The sequence below is a fragment of the Trichothermofontia sp. genome (genome assembly GCF_053493415.1).
The window spans coordinates 1-16,801 of the sequence record NZ_JBRCAD010000166.1; the positions used below are offsets into that span (position 1 = coordinate 1).

Annotated in this window: 23 protein-coding genes; 6 read left to right on the forward strand and 17 right to left on the reverse strand. The window is 52.8% G+C overall.

Annotation, left to right across the window (positions count from 1 at the left end; genetic code table 11):
- The first annotated feature begins 514 nt into the window (after window positions 1-514).
- Together ntcA and ACWIUF_RS14265 are read left to right on the forward strand one after the other, a co-directional pair.
- Window positions 515-1,180, forward strand: coding sequence for a global nitrogen regulator NtcA (gene ntcA / locus ACWIUF_RS14260; RefSeq protein ID WP_448573123.1), 666 nt, complete (start codon window positions 515-517; stop codon window positions 1,178-1,180).
- 401 nt (window positions 1,181-1,581) lie between these two features.
- Window positions 1,582-2,184, forward strand: a complete 603-nt coding sequence (locus ACWIUF_RS14265) for a DUF4126 domain-containing protein (RefSeq protein WP_448573124.1) — start codon at window positions 1,582-1,584, stop codon at window positions 2,182-2,184.
- A 43-nt stretch (window positions 2,185-2,227) separates the two neighbouring features.
- On the opposite strand, the gene hemH is transcribed toward ACWIUF_RS14265, so the two are convergent.
- The 3 genes from hemH to ACWIUF_RS14280 form a co-directional block, all read right to left on the reverse strand.
- Window positions 2,228-3,391, reverse strand: coding sequence for a ferrochelatase (gene hemH / locus ACWIUF_RS14270; RefSeq protein ID WP_448573125.1), 1,164 nt, complete (start codon window positions 3,389-3,391; stop codon window positions 2,228-2,230).
- 304 nt (window positions 3,392-3,695) lie between these two features.
- Entirely contained in the window at window positions 3,696-3,983 is a 288-nt protein-coding gene (locus tag ACWIUF_RS14275; protein ID WP_448573126.1) for a DUF2283 domain-containing protein, read from the reverse strand.
- Window positions 3,984-4,137: 154 nt separating this feature from the next.
- Entirely contained in the window at window positions 4,138-4,464 is a 327-nt protein-coding gene (locus ACWIUF_RS14280; RefSeq protein ID WP_448573127.1) for a hypothetical protein, read from the reverse strand.
- 263 nt (window positions 4,465-4,727) lie between these two features.
- Between ACWIUF_RS14280 and ACWIUF_RS14285 the strand changes: the two genes are divergently transcribed.
- On the forward strand, window positions 4,728-5,663 hold the full coding sequence (locus ACWIUF_RS14285; protein WP_448573128.1) for a DNA-methyltransferase: 936 nt from the start codon (window positions 4,728-4,730) through the stop codon (window positions 5,661-5,663).
- Here the strand turns inward: ACWIUF_RS14285 and ACWIUF_RS14290 are convergent.
- The 11 genes from ACWIUF_RS14290 to ACWIUF_RS14340 all read right to left on the reverse strand — a co-directional run bounded on the left by ACWIUF_RS14290 (window position 5,652) and on the right by ACWIUF_RS14340 (window position 10,342).
- The gene (locus ACWIUF_RS14290) at window positions 5,652-6,305 is read right to left on the reverse strand and encodes a hypothetical protein (protein ID WP_448573129.1); all 654 of its coding nucleotides are present in this window, start codon (window positions 6,303-6,305) and stop codon (window positions 5,652-5,654) included. The genes ACWIUF_RS14285 and ACWIUF_RS14290 overlap by 12 nt on opposite strands.
- Entirely contained in the window at window positions 6,295-6,528 is a 234-nt protein-coding gene (locus ACWIUF_RS14295) for a helix-turn-helix domain-containing protein (RefSeq protein ID WP_448573130.1), read from the reverse strand. The genes ACWIUF_RS14290 and ACWIUF_RS14295 overlap by 11 nt, the downstream gene beginning before the upstream one ends.
- A 229-nt stretch (window positions 6,529-6,757) precedes the next feature.
- Complete coding sequence (locus ACWIUF_RS14300) at window positions 6,758-7,129, reverse strand: hypothetical protein (RefSeq protein ID WP_448573131.1); 372 nt, start codon at window positions 7,127-7,129, stop codon at window positions 6,758-6,760.
- A 21-nt stretch (window positions 7,130-7,150) separates the two neighbouring features.
- Complete coding sequence (locus ACWIUF_RS14305) at window positions 7,151-7,351, reverse strand: hypothetical protein (protein WP_448573132.1); 201 nt, start codon at window positions 7,349-7,351, stop codon at window positions 7,151-7,153.
- A complete protein-coding gene (locus ACWIUF_RS14310) occupies window positions 7,332-7,814 on the reverse strand; it encodes a PIN domain-containing protein (protein WP_448573133.1) in 483 nt (160 codons plus the stop codon). The genes ACWIUF_RS14305 and ACWIUF_RS14310 overlap by 20 nt, the downstream gene beginning before the upstream one ends.
- Window positions 7,815-7,875: 61 nt before the next feature.
- A complete protein-coding gene (locus ACWIUF_RS14315) occupies window positions 7,876-8,268 on the reverse strand; it encodes a hypothetical protein (RefSeq protein ID WP_448573135.1) in 393 nt (130 codons plus the stop codon).
- Window positions 8,269-8,330: 62 nt separating this feature from the next.
- Window positions 8,331-8,597 carry a DUF2281 domain-containing protein gene (locus tag ACWIUF_RS14320; RefSeq protein WP_448573136.1) on the reverse strand — a complete coding sequence of 89 codons (267 nt, stop codon included), beginning with the start codon at window positions 8,595-8,597 and terminating at the stop codon, window positions 8,331-8,333.
- A 30-nt stretch (window positions 8,598-8,627) separates the two neighbouring features.
- Complete coding sequence (locus ACWIUF_RS14325) at window positions 8,628-9,242, reverse strand: hypothetical protein (RefSeq protein ID WP_448573137.1); 615 nt, start codon at window positions 9,240-9,242, stop codon at window positions 8,628-8,630.
- A gap of 37 nt (window positions 9,243-9,279) precedes the next feature.
- Window positions 9,280-9,594: a DUF4926 domain-containing protein gene (locus ACWIUF_RS14330; protein WP_448573138.1), complete on the reverse strand. Its 315-nt coding sequence runs from the start codon at window positions 9,592-9,594 to the stop codon at window positions 9,280-9,282.
- Entirely contained in the window at window positions 9,591-9,722 is a 132-nt protein-coding gene (locus tag ACWIUF_RS14335) for a DUF6883 domain-containing protein (protein ID WP_448573140.1), read from the reverse strand. Before ACWIUF_RS14335 ends, ACWIUF_RS14330 begins: the two co-directional genes overlap by 4 nt.
- 371 nt (window positions 9,723-10,093) lie before the next feature.
- Window positions 10,094-10,342, reverse strand: a complete 249-nt coding sequence (locus ACWIUF_RS14340) for a hypothetical protein (protein WP_448573141.1) — start codon at window positions 10,340-10,342, stop codon at window positions 10,094-10,096.
- A 136-nt stretch (window positions 10,343-10,478) separates the two neighbouring features.
- Here ACWIUF_RS14340 and plsX point away from each other — a divergent pair, with 136 nt between their 5' ends.
- Complete coding sequence (gene plsX / locus ACWIUF_RS14345; RefSeq protein WP_448573142.1) at window positions 10,479-11,651, forward strand: phosphate acyltransferase PlsX; 1,173 nt, start codon at window positions 10,479-10,481, stop codon at window positions 11,649-11,651.
- Between the two features lie 60 nt (window positions 11,652-11,711).
- On the opposite strand, the gene ACWIUF_RS14350 is transcribed toward plsX, so the two are convergent.
- Window positions 11,712-13,184, reverse strand: a complete 1,473-nt coding sequence (locus tag ACWIUF_RS14350) for a GTP-binding protein (RefSeq protein WP_448573143.1) — start codon at window positions 13,182-13,184, stop codon at window positions 11,712-11,714.
- Window positions 13,185-13,431: 247 nt separating this feature from the next.
- Here ACWIUF_RS14350 and hisH point away from each other — a divergent pair, with 247 nt between their 5' ends.
- Both hisH and rsmD read left to right on the forward strand, forming a co-directional pair.
- A complete protein-coding gene (hisH, locus tag ACWIUF_RS14355) occupies window positions 13,432-14,145 on the forward strand; it encodes an imidazole glycerol phosphate synthase subunit HisH (protein ID WP_448573145.1) in 714 nt (237 codons plus the stop codon).
- Between the two features lie 4 nt (window positions 14,146-14,149).
- Window positions 14,150-14,719 (forward strand): 16S rRNA (guanine(966)-N(2))-methyltransferase RsmD, encoded by a 570-nt coding sequence (rsmD, locus tag ACWIUF_RS14360; protein WP_448573146.1) that lies wholly within the window; start codon window positions 14,150-14,152, stop codon window positions 14,717-14,719.
- Window positions 14,720-15,135: 416 nt separating this feature from the next.
- Here the strand turns inward: rsmD and psbU are convergent, their stop codons facing one another.
- Window positions 15,136-15,573: a photosystem II complex extrinsic protein PsbU gene (psbU, locus tag ACWIUF_RS14365; RefSeq protein WP_448573147.1), complete on the reverse strand. Its 438-nt coding sequence runs from the start codon at window positions 15,571-15,573 to the stop codon at window positions 15,136-15,138.
- A gap of 269 nt (window positions 15,574-15,842) precedes the next feature.
- Window positions 15,843-16,801 (reverse strand): OmpA family protein (locus ACWIUF_RS14370; RefSeq protein ID WP_448573148.1); only part of this gene is annotated, 959 nt, incomplete at its 5' end.

The following is a 16,801-nucleotide window of genomic DNA, read 5'->3' on the forward strand; positions in this document are numbered from 1 at the left end:
CCACTGATCCCAGCCCGTCGCCCCCTGGAATGCTGCCCCGGCGGTCTCGTGCTGCCTTCCCGATTTTTCCCCCTTCCTGCCCCTCACCCACAAAACTTGGCTGGAGAAGGACAATCTGTATCAAGAGCTACAAACAAGCGGAAACGGTACAGCTTAAGTATTGTTAAGCTTTCTTCCCCCGCAATTTTTTGCGACGGGATGAACCGGGGAACACCCGCAGCGGCGATTTTGGCTCCCTGGAAAGTGCTGGTCCTGACTAGCCATTGGCCTCTGCCCAACCCTATACTCACCCTCAACCGGAGTAAGGCACAAGATGAAACACTAAACTCCTAAAATTAAGGCAAGTTCAGTTGTATAAAGTTCAGTCACGCAAAGACCGCAAAAGGCTGGGAATGGCATGGGACCAGCCCTTTTCGCTAAACTAGAAAAGTTGTATTACGTTTATTAAACTAGCAAATCCATTCGGGCAAGTTTTGGCACAGCAGCATCCATTAGGGCGGGGAATATGGTGTTAATGCAGGATAAGTCGCTGGCGAGTGTCTTTCGCCAGATTAGTAGCAGTGTCTTCCCACCCGTTGTGGAAACCTATGAACGGGGTAAGACAATTTTTTTCCCCGGAGATCCGGCGGAACGGGTCTATTTCCTGCTGAAGGGCGCGGTGAAACTCTCCCGAGTTTATGAGGCGGGCGAGGAAATTACGGTGGCGCTCCTGCGGGAGAATAGCGTTTTTGGGGTGCTCTCGTTGCTGACGGGGCAACGGGCCGATCGCTTTTATCATGCGGTGGCCTTTACCCCGGTGGAACTCCTTTCGATCCCGATCGAGCAAATGGAAAAGGCGCTTCAGGAACATCCTGACCTCTCACTGGTCCTATTAAGGGGCCTCTCCTCGCGGATTCTGCAAACGGAAATGATGATCGAAACCCTGGCCCATCGGGATATGGGATCACGGCTAGTCAGCTTCCTCTTGATCCTCTGTCGCGATTTTGGGGTTCCTGGCATTGAGGGGGGGATCACGATCGATCTCAAACTCTCCCACCAGGCGATCGCCGAAGCGATCGGGTCCACACGGGTTACGGTCACCCGGCTCCTCGGCGATCTGCGGCAGGAACAAATGATCTCAATTCACAAGAAAAAAATCACGGTGCATAACCCCGTAGCCCTGAGCCAACAGTTCACCTAGGGCTGCGCAAATCCCGAAGTCTGCAACGTTCGTAGTCACGACTTCAGTCGTCATGGCCTAGAGCTACGCACGACGTTCACCAAGTTAACTGCATGAGTCTTATCAGACCGCGATCGCTGCGGGGTGTCTTGGGCAAGTTAGTTCCCGTAACAGGAACGACATGCCAGGGATCGCTTCTCTCGCTAGAGTAGTCTTAACCTTAGGACAATGGATCAATCCGTGGGATAGCCGTCCCGGCTGTATCTCGCCCCGTGGGATAACCATCCCGGCTGTTGCACCCACTGGTCCATTCTTGGGCCGGATGTCTAACCTACTGGGGCAGCTATCCGTCAAGACCCATCCATTGCTAATCTAAAATCTCGCATCAGGGAAGGGTAACGCAAACGTTCCCGCATCAATTTATGCTTGAAATCCTGGCTGTCCTTTCCGCTTCCGCAGCAGCGGGCATGAGGATTGCACTCCCACTGCTCATCATTGGCTTATTGTCCACCGACCTGTGGGAGCAGATTCCGCTGCTAGCGGGGATTCCCCCCCGACTGGTGATTGCGGTCCTAGTGAGTTGGTCCCTCTTTGAACTCCTGGCCTCTAAACAGTTCCTCGCCCGTCGGTTTCTGCAACTCACCCAGCTATTGTTTAGCCCGATCGTGGGGTACATCATGGGGGCCGGGGTCGCCATTGCCTTAGCCACGGATGAAACCCCCGCATGGCTCATCTGGCTGCTGGGGATTGTGGGGGGGCTGTTTGCCTTTGTCCTGCAACTGGTGATGTTGGGCTGGTCCTATCGCCGTCCTCACCTACCCCTGTGGGTCATCTTTGCCCAGGATATTCTGTGTGTAGCCCTGGTCTTGTTCGCGATCGATGCGCCGCACCAGGGGGGACTGATTGCGATGCTTCTGCTCTGGCTGGCGATTCGCACTTCCCAAGGTTGGCGACGTTGGTACCTTGCCCAAGCGGATAGCCGTCAATCCCGCGATCCCCGTCGTCATAAGCAGGACCCTGACTGAGGCCCGATATTGGGGCTGGCGATTGGGGTTGGCGATTAGGGCACTACAACAGGCCAACAAAATGCAAGGGTCCCTGACCGCTAATTAACTCAATGATCAGGGCAATAAAGCCAATCATGGCTAACCGACCATTCCACACTTCTGCGGCGGTTGTCATGCCCCACTGCCAACGCTCCTGCGGATAGAGTTTGGTTTCCTTGCCGGGATGGACAACATCGGCCAAGCTCCGGGGGGGGGCGGCCAACGATGACACCACTAAATCTTTGAGGGCCTCAATAAATAGCGGATGGGTATTCAAAGCCGGTACCCGCCGGAAGGTTTTTATCCCGGCTTCTTCGGCCACTTCGCGATACTCAATGTCAATTTCTTGCAGGGTTTCAATATGTTCCGACACGAAGCTAATGGGCACCACCAGCAGGGTTTCTACGCCCTGTTCCGCTAATGCCTGGATTGCATCTTCGGTATAGGGCTGGAGCCACTCCACTGGCCCGACCCGACTTTGATAGGCCAGGGTATGGGCATTGGGGAGGCCCAACTCGCGCATGATTAGCTCGGTGCAGTGTTCAATTTCTCGCTGGTAGGGATCACCGACTTCTTCCACGTAGCTGACGGGGACGCCGTGGGCGCTGAAGAAGATGTGGACGCGATCGGGATCGGGTAATTTGGCCAACTCCTGCCGGATTAAATCCGCCATTGCTTTGAGGTATCCCGGCTCCTGGTACCAGGAGGGAATGGCGGTATACCGGAGTCGTTGCAGGTTGGGGTGGCTCTCCCAGAGGCGCTCTAACAAACGGAAGCTGGAGCCAGTGGTGCTGATCGAGAATTGGGGATAGAGGGGCAAGATGACGAGTTCTTCGATCCGATCTTGTTCGATGCGGGCGATCGCTTCTTCGGTAAAGGGGTGCCAATAGCGCATCCCGATATACACCTGGGCATCTTGGCCCTGCTGCTGAAGTGCGGTTTGGAGGGCTTGGGCTTGCTGCTCGGTTACCTGGCGCAGGGGCGACCCACCCCCAATTTGGCGATAGTTGGCCTGGGACTTCTGGTAACGGAGGGTTGAGATCAACCAGGCGAGGGGTTTTTGCAACCAGGGCGAGGGTAAGCGAATAATTTCCGGATCGGAGAATAAGTTAAACAAAAAGGGGCGAACATCCTCAAGCCGCTCCGGCCCACCTAGATTCAGCAGCAGTACTCCAACCCGACCCATGTTCTGTGTCCTTAGCGAAAATGCCTGAGATTCCGTTACTGATTTTAACAATCACCTGATCGTATATTAACGTTTAATCTACGGGATCACGTCAGAACCCCTTGAATGCAGATAAGGGGGCCGGGAGGCCAGTCAGAGCGGTTCTGCCTCACCGGTATTGCTTGCCGCTTCCTTGCATGGGCATGTCCTGTTGCCCCAGCGTGACTCCTGCCGGGATGACCCGTCGCGACTTTTCGGCGCAGAGGCGGCGCGATGCTCCGGTGGAGACGCGGCATGAACGGGGCGATCGCCGGGAGGTAAGGACTTATGCTGCTAACAAGGGTACACCCAAGGCTTGTAAATCAATGATTTCAACATTTTGGGAATAGTGATCTAAGGTAATCGCAACAACTTTGCCTTCGCTGTCATAATCGACTGTTAAGTCATCAGTAATGGCATCGGTCATAGCAACAGCTTTGGTTGTTAACTCGATCGCGAGTGTGTCGGTTTCTGGGAAGTACTGAATTTTTATGATGGTTCTTGACCTCGTTGTTGTCGTTTGTAAAAGTTTCGTCGCGTTGCTCTTTGGCGGCGAGTTCGCGGTTGAGGGCATTGTTTTAGGGGCGATGGCTTTTAGGCTGAATAACGGTCATAAAGAAAAGCCAGTGGGGCAAAATCGTCGGGGCAAGCGCACGATCGCGAAGGAAAAGCTCTACAAATTTATCTACTCACGTATTAGGGTGACCAGCCACAGTCCAAACGATTTTTTAGGTGCTCGCCTTAGTCGGGTCCTCCCCAATCTTCGTAAGGCAGATAGCGATTTGCCAAGCCTCATCCACCAACAGCTTGGCATCCTTCTGCTGACACAGGGCATACTGCCAATAGCCATATCGGCCATCCGCATTGACCGCCGCAACCCAACGATCGGCAGCCGCCCGCTTCAAACCGCGCTGAAGGTCCCACCCCCTCGGCTCCAAGATCAGGTAACACGGTTGTTCCGTTTTGAACCGCACAATGAAATCGGGAATATAGTCATGGGTGCGGCCATCGCGGCCCAGGTAGGGAATCGCAAAATTTAACCCCTGATTTTTCACAAACGCAGTTCTTGCAGACGTTTAACCCGGCGAAACGGTTTAAGGTCAAGGTTCTTAAGCTCACCAGGACCCGATAGGAAGGAGCGTCCCTAGTTCTAGCATTCAAGAAGATATGCAGAAATCACGTTTAGATTCGCCATATTCGCCATATTCGCCATAATAGTACAAATGGTTGAAGTATGGACTGCTAGTTAGGCAGCTTGCGCCAACTAGGTGATTATGCTACTTTTATTCATCATGTGCGTTTTGAGTAACCTTGAACAGTGCTAAAGCATGATCCGCAGTTAGCTTTTGATTATTTGTCATTTGAGCATGGCCAATCATTAGTGGTACATGCAGATTGCTTTGAATGGCTAGGAAGGCTACCTGATAATAGCATTCATGCTATTGTTACTGATCCTCCTTATGGAGTTAAGGAGTATGACCTTGATCAACTCGATAAAAGGAAGAATGGGAAGGGAGGAGTTTGGAGAATACCGCCGTCATTTGATGGCAATATCCGTTCTCCGCTTCCACGCTTTACTGCCCTTAATGAAAAGGAAAGGGCCGATTTATATCTATTCTTTTTAGAATGGACAAAAGTGGTTATTCGTCCGCTTTGTCCGGGTAGTCACATATTTATTGCATCTAATACTTTCCTCTCGCAGTTAGTTTTTCAAGCACTGATAGATGGTGGGCTTGAATATAGGGGAACAGTTATTCGATTAGTCAGAACACTACGTGGAGGTGATCGGCCCAAGAACGCTGAGGAAGAATTTGATGATGTCTGTTCAATGCCTCGAGGTTGTTACGAGCCTTGGGGTATTTTTCGGAAGCCTCTTTTGAAGGGAATGAGAGTGAGTGATTGTCTTAAGAAATTTGGAACTGGAGGTCTAAGAAGGAAGCCTGATGGCAACCCATTTGAAGATGTGATTCCCAGTGAGCGTACTCCTCAAAGAGAGCGTAGAATTGTAGAACATCCCAGTCTGAAGCCGCAATCCTTTCTGAGAAAAATCGTTTATGCTTCTTTGCCTTTGGGCTGTGGAATTATTGTAGATCCTTTTATGGGATCAGGTTCTACAATCGCAGCAGCAGAAGCAGTCGGCTATAAAGGAATTGGCATTGAAAGGTACAAAAACTATTTTGATATCAGTAAAGCTGCTATCCCAAAATTGGTAGAACTACAGACGGAAGATGATCAGCTCTCCTTACAGATTTGATGGATCTTCATATACCCAGTTCTCTTTCATTTTGCTATAGCCTTTCTTATTAACACTTGCAGTAATGGTGCGTCGGCTAGTTGCAGAGCGACCAGAAAAGTTCCAATCTTCTTCCTCAAGTTGTGCTGCATAAACCGCCCTAAAAACAAAAGGTTTGGGATCAACTTTTTTAAGCTTGTCATTGGATGTATTACTGTCAAAGCAAAAAAACATAAGCCAAACTGACTCAGGATTATGGCCTTGCCAACCGCTAAGATGCCTAGAACTTTTGACCTCCAATCCGTGATTTGAATGCTGAACTGCATTGTCGGGAAAAGTATTTACTGGAATCAAATCTGGATGACCATTATGATATTGATTCTTAACTAGAGTGGAACAATATTTTGGAATACTCATATTTATAAACTCGCCCACAATACTACTAAAATTAGCAGGCATTAAAAAACTCTCTAAGCGCAACATTCCCTTTGCTCTGAGTTGTCCGTTTATAAAACCTATAAAGTCAATAAATTCACTCATGACTTGATAGACATGAATAGCTTCTAAGCCATAAGGTAGCTCACAATGGGTATTTAAAAAAGCTGGGTTGGCTGGAATTGGTGAACAAGCGCCCAGTTCCTTTTCTTCCTCTCTATCTGCCATTGATCTCGCTGGGATTTGATTCCAGTAGTTTCGCTGGGTGAATACCAAGTACTGTCGCAATTTTCTCAATATTAAGTGCAGAGATATTTCTCTCGCCTCTTTCGACAGAACCAACGTAAGTCCGGTGCAAATCCGCTAAATTAGCCAACTGCTCCTGACTTAGCCCCAGTTTTTTCCTATAAAACTTTATATTCGACCCAATAGTGATCAGGATGCTCGACATTTGGGCTAATTCTATTGATAATGATGCCTATACGTCTACACTCTATAAGTAGCATTTTCGTTATGCCTATACTCTAACAGCTAGCAATCTTCTCTGGCTCTTCTGGTCATGTGGCGATGAAGTCTAGATAGTCTGTAACCCAGTCAGAGTAAGCCTTTCAGGGGCTTGAGACAACAGAAATTTGTGTATCCCGTAATTTCCACCAAGAAACCAGAAGAGCCTCTTTTCTTCAGTTTAGGTCTTCCGATATCCCTGCTCGACCATCGGAGTCATTCCAGTGCTGCAACAGATCCAGGGTGGTGCGGGTCACACCGGGGTACCCCTGCGATCGCCAGCTATCGACGATGGCCCGAATACGGTTAACCAACATCATGTAATAGGCGTCAAAGCCTCTGGCCTCATGCCCCAGCGGCAACTGTTTGCAGGGCAGCAGAATCTCATTGCTCGTCTCCCAGGGGCGTTTTTGCTCCTTAGGCGGATAGACGATCGCAGGGCGGCGACCTTCTCGCAGTTGGGGCGGTTCCCCCTCCTGGATAAACCAGTAGCGATCGGGGCGATCGAAGGGAGAGTTGAGGATCGGGGTATCAACTTCGTAGGTCATGGACTTGGCGGATGAGTCTGGTTAGGGGTTGGGTTCAGAAGATTGTTGCCGCACGAATTCTTGAAAATCCTCCATTGTGAGTTGGTCAAGCCATTGGTGTCGTTCTTGGGTATAGTTGCCGTAACCAACGCCAAGCTGTTGTAAGAATCGCAGGGTATTGGCAATTCCAAGGGCATCAATGAGTGCCTGATATCCCCGTTGTCTAATTTCCGTTTGTTTCATGGGTATCTACCTCGTTGTGTAGGGTACTCATTAGCCAAATCACTGGGTTTTCAACTTTTATCTTGATGGAATTGAGATTTTGCTGTGCCTTTCTTAGTAAACGATCATCAGTCGTGAGGAAAACGTCAACTCCGCCAGCTTCAGCAAAAGCTAAGTGCAGGGCATCATGGAACTTAAAGCTTAATTTCATAAGATCGTCTGCTCTATGCATAATTTCTACACTGGTTGCGATGTAAGCTTTTGCCTTAGCTAAAATGGCACCAGTTAATTCCTTTTTGAAGGTGTCTGAGTGTCGATCAATCTCAAATTCGATAATATCACTATTGACCAGTGTCCAGGTGCCTACTTCACAATTCCGAATAATTTCAGTGATAGCTTCAGCTTCCAAACGGATACGTGCCTGCTCTAAATCATCCAGTGGACGGTTGAGGCAACAAACATCCATGTAGATTCGATAGTTCATTTTTTTTGAATTCACTTTTTGGCATTGTTGATTGGACGGTTTGAGTATTCAAACGTGGTATTCATCGGTTGCGATCTTCCCAGTCGATTTCGGCTTGCTTACGCTGAGCAAAGGCATCGCTACTGTTGGGCAGATGGGCGAAACGACCTCTCGCCTTCTGGCTGTAGGCTAAGCGTTCTTCGCGGGTAGAGGCACCTTTTTCCGCCTGGATGTCTTGGATCAGTTCTTGTCTTACATTAAGTAACGCTTGTACAAATATGTCGGATTGCTGTTGTCGGGATTGTCGGGATTTGATCCAGGTTATGAAAGCGAGTAACGACTGGTGACGGGAGGAGCGTTGGGGTTGTTGCGATTTGATAACCGTGTTGAAATCGATGACTTCAACCACTAGGTCATCAGGCAGCGTGTTGATTTCCTGAATAAGGCGTTCTTCAAGGAGAGTTGGGGATGTCATAGGTGTCTCTTGTCTTTTTTGTGAATTGTGCTAGGGCGCTCTGACTAACTACGTTAAAGTAATTAAGGAGTTGAGTCGATTTCAGCTTGTTTACGTTGCATAAAGTCATCACTGGAGTTAAGTAAGTGGGCATACTTACCGGCTTGGATAGCCTGGATTAGTTGCTTTTTTTCGGCTGGAGATAACACCTGACTGGGGGGAGTGGAAGGAGTCTGCTGGTGTCGGGACTTGATAAAGGTAATGAAATCTAGAGCTTCACTGACTAGGGTGTCCGGCAGCGTCTGGATTTCCTGGATGAGGCGTTCTTTACTGGGGTGTGGGGTTGTCATAGCGGTTCTCCAGTTTGGCTTGAAGGTGAATTAAGGGGTCAGGAGGTGGACAAGGATGCGGAGTAGGGCTTCGAGATCAGCGGGGACGCGATAGAGATTGAGATCTTGGGTGACTTGGCGTTGCTGACGATCGAATTGCCCGAACTGCCAAATATTCCCCGTTGAAACGGCACCGTGTAGGATGGGTTGGTCGGGGTCAAGCCACTGCTCTAGCGCAATCAGTTCGATCGCGAGTTGTAAAAAACCCCGTTCCAGATCTTCATTTTTGGCCTCAATCACCAGCAGGGTTTGATGATTTTGTAGCAGATAGTCCAGCGAACCCTTAAGTTGGTGGCTAACGGCAACGGGATACTCAACATTCAGGGTTGCCTGGGTGTAGTGCAACACGTCCATCAGCACGGGGGCGATCAGGAATTCCCGGCGGGCGATCGCGCTAGTGAGGCTGAGGCGGGGGAGACTTTCCTCCAGGCGGGTTTTGAGGTCAGTCAGGCGATCGAGTGGACCAGGGTAGGCGGTAAAGCGTAGGGATTGGCGCTGAAGGGTGACGCCAAAGTGGGCCAGGATGTCCTGGGGGGCGAAGTTGAGTTTAAAGTAGTCGGCAAAGGTGTAGGACTGATCGGGCTGAATGATGGTGGCTCTGGACATGGGGATGGTCAATCGCTAGGGTGGGGGAGGTATGGATCTAGGCTTTCTGGTAGAGAAAGCGGGCATAGTTGAGGATTTCTTCTTGCTGACGTTCGGGCATTTGGTTGATAATTGCGGCAATTTTTTCGGATACACTAACCCATTGCTGGGTAGCGGACTGCCAAACCACGATAAAGCTTTGACTTGGTAGGGTACAGAGGGCTAGGGTTTCGCCCTTCTCGTTAGAGAATTCCACCTCAAAGTCTTGGTCGCTGTAACGCTCAACGATCGCCCCCTGGGCACCGACAAACAGGTTATGCTCTGGCAGGTTAACCAGTAGTTCTACGATGTCAAAGGGTTCTGGGGTAATCATGGCTGTCTCTTGATGTAAGCGGTGATCAGTCTTGCATAGTTGGCATTGGGGGGAATAATCCAGCCGGTGCGGACGGTTTCCTGTTGGTGGGGGAAGATGCCCTGAATCTTGAGATCAATTTGTTTCATGGGTATCTACCTTGTTGTGTAGGGTACTCATTAGCGAAATCACTGGGTTTTCAACAAACTGAGGTGGCTTCTGAGGTGAAATCTGGGATGTTTAGAGGTAACAAAAATTGCTGAAGAGCGGCTCTATTTTGAGTGATCTTTGGGCTTTTGTAGGCTCCATATTTAAGTTCGGCAACGGTGATCCTAGAAATGTTAATCCCCGTTGGGGAAACCGATGTGAAGCGAGCCAAGACTTCGGGCGGTTTACGCTTGATGATGTAGATGCAAATAGTAAATAGTTCATTCAAAGAAGATCTCTTGACGATCGAGGGAAGGCTGTTCGCGGGTTGCCATAAAGTCCCGATTCGTCTCTTGCAGGCATACCGAATAGTTTACTGGATTTGCGGATAGGGCGGGTCCCAGGGGCCGATGACGGGTTCGCCGCGTTGCTCTTGGGCGGCGAGTTCGCGGGTGAGGGTGAGGCGTTTTTCCAGGATGTCGTCAGTGGGCGGGAAGCCGTAGCGTGGCCGGACGAGGGTATCGCGTTGGGTGTGGTGTTGGGCAAGTTGGCAAACCGAAGCCGCCGTTTCTCGCACCCACCCCCCAGCCGGGGCACACACCTGGGCAGCCCGCGATCGCACCGTAGTACCCCGATCGCATTCAACGACTCCCCCAATTATCGCTAGAGCAGAACCAAACCACCAGGGAGTGACTCCGCCAAGCGATCGCGGCTAGGGATTCTGCTAAGATGTTTTAGGTTTCTTTAAGATTGAATCGATGGATTCGAGTCGCACAACGAGTCGCATAAGAGTTGCAGTCGATGCTATGGGTGGCGACCACGCCCCCGCCGAGATCATTGCTGGAGCCATTCGGGCACAGGCAGAATTGGGGATTGAAGTCTTGCTGGTCGGTGATCCCGTCCAGATGGAAGCAGCCCTAAAGCAATACCACCAACGGCCTGCGGTAGAAATTGTCCCCGCCGAGGGCATGGTCGAGATGCACGAAGAACCCCTAGGGGCCATCCGTCGCAAGCCCAATGCCTCGATCAACGTAGCCATGAGCCTGGTCAAGCAAAAACGGGCAGATGCCGTCGTCTCTGCGGGACATTCGGGTGCCGCAATGGCCTCCGCGCTCCTACGGTTAGGTCGCTTACGGGGAATCGATCGGCCCGCGATCGGGGCAGTCCTGCCGACAATGGTACCGGGCAAACCCGTGATCATCCTGGATGTAGGGGCTAATGTGGACTGTCGGCCCAAGTTCCTGGAGCAATTTGCCCTCATGGGCGCGATCTACAGTGAGTACGTCCTGGGTACCGAAGACCCCAAAGTGGGCCTCCTGAATATTGGGGAAGAGCCATCCAAAGGCAATGACTTGGCCGTGCGAACCCATCAGTTACTTCAGGAAAACGGTAACCTCAAGTTTATTGGCAACGCCGAAGGGCGAGATGTTCTGTCGGGTCAGTTTGATGTCGTGGTTTGCGATGGCTTTGTCGGCAATGTGCTGCTCAAGTTCGCGGAAGCGATCGGGGGCGTGCTGCTGCAAATCATGCGGGAGGAATTGCCCCAGGGCTGGCACGGTAAACTAGGTACCGCCTTGCTCAAGCCCAATTTGCGCCGGATTAAGCAACGCATTGACCATGCGGAACATGGCGGTGGCCTGCTGTTGGGGGTAGATGGCATCTGCATTATCAGCCACGGCAGTTCCCAAGCGCCTTCCATCTTTAATGCCATTCGTCTGGCCCAGGAAGCCGTAGATCATCAGGTCCTTACCCGGATTCAAACGGCGATCCACCAGTCCCTCACCCCGGACGTCCCAGAGACCAAGGACGCTGAGTTTAAAGCGCCCGATGCGGTGAGTCGGGATACCCTGAGTCAAGTCCTGAAGCAACCTGATCCAGCCGAAGTCGGGGGTGAGAACAGCATGAACGATCGCCCGCTTTCAGAGATCTAGCGCAGCCTACAATTAATTATTTCAGTAGAGATGGGGTGCGTAGCTTGTCGGGGTCTTATCTCAGACACCTGTGAGTAATTCCTGGCGGAGGCGATCGAGGAGCGTTTGACGATCGACCTGGGCCAAGACTTCCCGCAGAACGCGATCGGGACCGAGGGGTTCCCAGGTGCACCCCTGCTCCAGATAGACCTGGGTGGCCTGTCCTACCAGGTAGGTGCCATAGCCCGCCATCGCTCCCTGGGCGGCCCCAATGGACAGATAACCTAAGAGGCCCGTGGTGACATCCCCCAGGCCGGCGGCCCCCAGGCTGAGGGTACTTTTCCCCAGGCCAAGGACGGTACTGCTTGCCACCTCTGCCAACACTAGCCCCCCGGCACTGACCCCCAGGGTTTTGCATAACTTCCCCGCTTCATACCCGGTTATTGGCAGCCCATAGAGGCGGGCCAGGGCACGGATCAACAACAGGTCAAACAGGGACCCGCCCAGGACATCCAGCAAGCCGATCGGGTTGAGGGCAACGGCCAGGGCTTTGTACTTGGCATAATTCCACACCAGTTGCTCGGCCTGGGATTGGTAGGCGACAAGGGTGGTGTGGGCGATCGTTTGTTCAACCTGTCGGGCCTGTTGCAGGGCGTTCACAGCGAGGAGGGCCATGCCTTCCCGCTGGAGGATCTGCATAATCTTTTGGCGGAGCGGCTCCACGTTGGGGAGGGGTTGGTCCCAGGTATAGGTCACGCCCTGGTTCTGCCACTCAATCCGTAGGGGCAGGGGTACGGGTTCGGCCATGACAAGGACGATCTCGTCAGGCGTGAGGAGGGGGGTTTCTCCTTGGCCAAGGCTTTGGAGTTTTTGATAAATGCTGGCGCGATCGGCATCCGGATACAGGTCAATTTTGTTAAACACCAGTAGCAGGGGCTTATGGGCCTGCCGCAATTCCAGAAGGGCTTGATATTCCGTCTGGGTTATGTCCCCAGCGATGATGAATAAGATGAGATCCGCCTGCCGGGACACGTTTGCGGCCAGCTCCGCCCGTGCTTGGCCGGAGATTTCATCTAGGCCGGGGGTATCAATCAGTTCAATCACACCGGACCAAGGTTGGTTTTCGCGGCTGGTCAGGTGCCATAGGACCGATCGCGGCGCTTGGGTCACCCCATTCAGGGGACCCGTGGGCAGTAATTTTTGGCCTAATAGGGCATTCAGAACCGCAGATTTACCCCGACTGACTAACCCAAAGGCAGCAATCCGCACCCGCCGTTGCCCTAATTGTTCGTTGGCTGCGGTTAACTGCTGGATCGCCTGGTGGAGGGTTTGGCTGATGTGGGCCGTATCGGCATCGGTGGCCGGTAAGGTCTCCGGGCGTAGACGTTGCTGACAGCGGGTGAGCAGCCGACGCAGACTGGCACGGGCACGATCGTACCAGACGGCAGGGTCGGGTGGCCGATCGCCGAGCGCTTCGGATAGGCTAGCAGTCGCCGGGACAGACGGTTCGAGCAAGGTCAAGGGAGAAAAGTCACAACGATCCCATTGTGCCATTCTGTCCCCTGTCTGGCAGGAGCGGTGATATGCCTACAGCACTGCCATACTTGGTGAGGTACAGACAAGGGGCTTAAGCCCCTTGTTTACAAGGCTTGACAGTACTTCAACAGGACTTCAAGAGTGGGAACGGCTGTAGCCCCACTAGGGTTAGCCGCACGGGTGGAGTTTGGGCCACCGCAAATCACGCTAAAATGAAGGTCCCTGCCCTCGCCTTGGGGGCGGCATTCAACTTGGGAGAGTTGCCATGTCCCTAACCCGTGACCGCGTTGCAGCCCCCTTCGGCACTGAGATGGCGAGCGATGCCACCGACCATCGTCCACCCACGATCGCCGTGGTTGATTACGATATGGGCAACCTCCACTCAGCCTGTAAAGGATTGGCAAACGCTGGGGCGACGACGATCGTGACCGATCGCGCCCGTGACCTAGAGCAAGCCGATGCCGTGGTGCTACCCGGGGTAGGAGCCTTTGACCCGGCGATCCAACACCTGCGATCGCGGGACCTGATCGCCCCCCTGAAGGCCGTGATTGCCAGCGGCAAACCCTTTTTGGGTATTTGCCTGGGGATGCAAATCCTGTGCGATCGCAGCGAGGAAGGCCAAGAAGCGGGTCTAGGGGTCATTCCTGGGACCGTGCGGCGGTTTCGCCTGGAGCCGGGGATTACGATTCCCCACATGGGTTGGAACCCTCTTGACTTTACCCAACCCCAGGCCCCCCTCTGGCAAGCGTTACCCGACCCCGCCTGGGTCTATTTCGTCCACTCCTACTATGTCGATCCGATCGCTCCCCAAGTTGTGGCGGCCACTGTCACCCACGGCAGTCAACAGGTTGCTGCCGCGATCGCCCGTGATCATTTAATGGCAGTGCAATTCCACCCGGAAAAGTCGGCCCAGGTCGGCTTAAAAATTCTCGCTAATTTTGTTAGCTATGTCCGTGCCCAGCAATTCGTCACGTTGTAGGGACATGGCCCTCCGAATTGCTGGCAAACGTGCCCTGAAAACGGCGGCGGGGCTAGATACGCGACCCACGGCAGCTAAGGTGCGGGCGGCCCTATTTAATATTTGGCAAGGCTGCCTGACCGATCGCGATTGTTTGGACATCTGTGCGGGCAGTGGCGCGATCGGCGCGGAGGTCCTCAGTCGAGGGGCACGGCGGGTCGTGGGGATTGAGCAGTCAGCCCGCGCTTGTCGGGTGATTCAAGCCAATTGGCAGGCGATCGCCACGCCGCCGCAACAGTTCCGTGTTCTCAAGGGCCATGCCCTGTATATCCTCCCTAAACTTCAGGGCGACGGCTTTGACTATATCTACTTCGATCCACCCTATGCCAGTGGTTTGTACGACGCGGTTTTAAGCGCGATCGTGACGCACCAATTGCTTAGCCCCCAGGGCGAGCTGGCCGTTGAGTCTAGCCCCCAATCTTGGCACCCTCCTGCACAGATTAGTGGCGAAAGGACGAGCCTAACCCAGTGTCGCCAAAAACAGTATGGCAATACGATGCTGACCTTCTATCGAGTCGTTGAATCCCTCGACTAGTTAACTAAACTTTCGGCTAGTTGGCAATATGGGGTTAGCTTGGCGGGTAGCATCCCTATTGCATCAGTCAGTTTGTAGTGACGACTTTAGTCGTCAAACCACCCCTACCAGGACTTTATCAACTGACTCTCAAGGCCCCAGAATCGTTGCCAACAAGGTCAAAGTTCCCAAAATAAAAGACCAGTTCCTTCCACCCGAAGTTACTGGCCTTGCCGCAGAGCAACTATTAACTTAGATAATCTATGCTCTAAAGCATAATCTTTGTTGAACGCTCGAAAAATTCCAACTTTTGCAACTGTGCCTACGCAATTGCAACTGTGCCTACGCAATTAGAAGAAGTTGAGATAGGCGGCGGAGCCGCCGCCTCAATAATTTAATTCAGGTTCACTGTTAATGGTCGAGATCGATCGCTGACATTACCAAGAGTAAATGCCATTATTCAACCGATCAAACCCTTCGACTAATGCCTTTTCCGGCGGCGTAACGGTCAGATTTTCGAAGTTGCTTTTCAGCACTTCCTTCTGGCGTTCACTCAAACCAGGAATGTTGAGAACATCCTCGACCTTCTCGTAGGGAGCATTTTCCACAATTTTCCGAGCCAAGGTGGGATACAAACCGGGGTAATTAATAAAAGCCCGAACATTGGAGTTGTTCAGGTCCACCTTGCCGGCGGTCTCCACCAGTTTGTCATCCGCCGCATTCCGAATTGCCCCTGCTTCACCAGCGGCCAATAACAGCGTGTTCAGTGACGCATCGCCTAGACTCAGCGCGGCTGCCTGTGGGGTATAGCTACCCAGAACACAGACTGCACACAAGCCCAAAATCATCAACCCGCGAACCAAGCGCTTTAGCATGACCCGAATCCCTTGGTACATTGATACATCTAAATATTATTTACACAATTCCTTAATCATAGGGTACCGCAGCACCGGACCGGGGTAAATGTCTCGTGCGGGGAAGTTGAAAATGCGTATTTATACTTATCAAACCCCCTGGTGGTTCGCTTCGGACCGTTTCCAGGCGTTGGGGATAGCTCCTCGTTGGTAAGACTGGACAATGGGTGCAGCCATCCCTGCCGTTGGGATGGCTATGTGGGCTATCCCCGTTGCGATCGCGCCTCAGTCTATTCAGCGATCGCAATTTCCAGGCGACGATTGCGCTGGCGATCGCTATCGGTTTGGTTGGGGGTGAGGGGAGCGGATTCGCCATAGCCAACCAAGATCCAGCGGTATTCCTCCCCAAGCACGGTTCCCAGGTAGTCGGCGATCGTTTTGGCCTGCTGTAGGGAGAGTTCACGATTTTGAACCGTTGTGCCCAGATCATCGGTATGCACAGCCACCTGGACAGTTGCTCCAGTGTGACGGCGCAGGTCAGCACTGATGTTGGCCAGAATTGACAGGCTTTCCGATCGCAGGGTGCTCTCGCCAGGGGTAAAAAGGGCATCACTGGGCAAGGTCACGCTAAAGCGCTCTGGGTTGGTTAATGCTTGCCAACGGGCTTTCCAGCCCTGGGGTGGGGTGGGGGTTTCGGCCTGGGCAAGCCGCTGCAAGCGCTGTTCGAGGGGGAGGCTGGGATGTTGACCATCCAGTTGGGCTTCTAATACGGCTGTTCGGAGGGTCAGGTTATCGAGTTCTACCTGAAGTTGGCTCAGGTCCGCTTGCAGTTGTTGCCGTTGGCTATCGGAAAGTTCCGGGGCGGCGGGTGGGGGTGTGATCCACTGGGTCAAGGTCGTTGCCGCCACCTGGGGTACCCGCTGACCAACCCGCAGCAGGTGATGAGTGTGGCCGAGGACGGTCGCGATCGCGGGCGGCTGCTCCAGACCGGGCACGGAGAAAAGGGACTCGCCAATGGTCCGTTCCGCTAAGACACTCCCCACCAGGAAGGCCCCACTCCCGGCCAGGGTGACCACCAACGTGCGCCAGAGATAGGTGCGCCATTTGGAGACGGGGCGTGCTGGCACCGTCTTCGGCTTCGGGGCGACCGGAAACAGTTGCAAACCCTCGGCGTTGGCTGGGGGAGAATAGAGGCCCGTTTGCAACAAGGCGGTGAGGGTTTCGGCGGTAAGGGGGGGCGTCCCTGGGG

Excerpts from the sequence above, each read along its gene's own strand:
- ntcA (WP_448573123.1), top strand. The coding sequence starts at position 515 with ATGCAGGATAAGTCGCTGGCGAGTGTCTTTCGCCAGATTAGTAGCAGT.
- ACWIUF_RS14265 (WP_448573124.1), top strand. The coding sequence starts at position 1,582 with ATGCTTGAAATCCTGGCTGTCCTTTCCGCTTCCGCAGCAGCGGGCATG.
- hemH (WP_448573125.1), bottom strand. The coding sequence starts at position 3,391 with ATGGGTCGGGTTGGAGTACTGCTGCTGAATCTAGGTGGGCCGGAGCGG.
- ACWIUF_RS14275 (WP_448573126.1), bottom strand. The coding sequence starts at position 3,983 with ATGCCCTCAACCGCGAACTCGCCGCCAAAGAGCAACGCGACGAAACTT.
- ACWIUF_RS14290 (WP_448573129.1), bottom strand. The coding sequence starts at position 6,305 with ATGGCAGATAGAGAGGAAGAAAAGGAACTGGGCGCTTGTTCACCAATT.
- ACWIUF_RS14295 (WP_448573130.1), bottom strand. The coding sequence starts at position 6,528 with ATGTCGAGCATCCTGATCACTATTGGGTCGAATATAAAGTTTTATAGG.
- ACWIUF_RS14300 (WP_448573131.1), bottom strand. The coding sequence starts at position 7,129 with ATGACCTACGAAGTTGATACCCCGATCCTCAACTCTCCCTTCGATCGC.
- ACWIUF_RS14305 (WP_448573132.1), bottom strand. The coding sequence starts at position 7,351 with ATGAAACAAACGGAAATTAGACAACGGGGATATCAGGCACTCATTGAT.
- ACWIUF_RS14310 (WP_448573133.1), bottom strand. The coding sequence starts at position 7,814 with ATGAACTATCGAATCTACATGGATGTTTGTTGCCTCAACCGTCCACTG.
- ACWIUF_RS14315 (WP_448573135.1), bottom strand. The coding sequence starts at position 8,268 with ATGACATCCCCAACTCTCCTTGAAGAACGCCTTATTCAGGAAATCAAC.
- ACWIUF_RS14320 (WP_448573136.1), bottom strand. The coding sequence starts at position 8,597 with ATGACAACCCCACACCCCAGTAAAGAACGCCTCATCCAGGAAATCCAG.
- ACWIUF_RS14325 (WP_448573137.1), bottom strand. The coding sequence starts at position 9,242 with ATGTCCAGAGCCACCATCATTCAGCCCGATCAGTCCTACACCTTTGCC.
- ACWIUF_RS14330 (WP_448573138.1), bottom strand. The coding sequence starts at position 9,594 with ATGATTACCCCAGAACCCTTTGACATCGTAGAACTACTGGTTAACCTG.
- ACWIUF_RS14335 (WP_448573140.1), bottom strand. The coding sequence starts at position 9,722 with ATGAAACAAATTGATCTCAAGATTCAGGGCATCTTCCCCCACCAACAG.
- plsX (WP_448573142.1), top strand. The coding sequence starts at position 10,479 with ATGGATTCGAGTCGCACAACGAGTCGCATAAGAGTTGCAGTCGATGCT.
- ACWIUF_RS14350 (WP_448573143.1), bottom strand. The coding sequence starts at position 13,184 with ATGGCACAATGGGATCGTTGTGACTTTTCTCCCTTGACCTTGCTCGAA.
- hisH (WP_448573145.1), top strand. The coding sequence starts at position 13,432 with ATGTCCCTAACCCGTGACCGCGTTGCAGCCCCCTTCGGCACTGAGATG.
- rsmD (WP_448573146.1), top strand. The coding sequence starts at position 14,150 with ATGGCCCTCCGAATTGCTGGCAAACGTGCCCTGAAAACGGCGGCGGGG.
- psbU (WP_448573147.1), bottom strand. The coding sequence starts at position 15,573 with ATGCTAAAGCGCTTGGTTCGCGGGTTGATGATTTTGGGCTTGTGTGCA.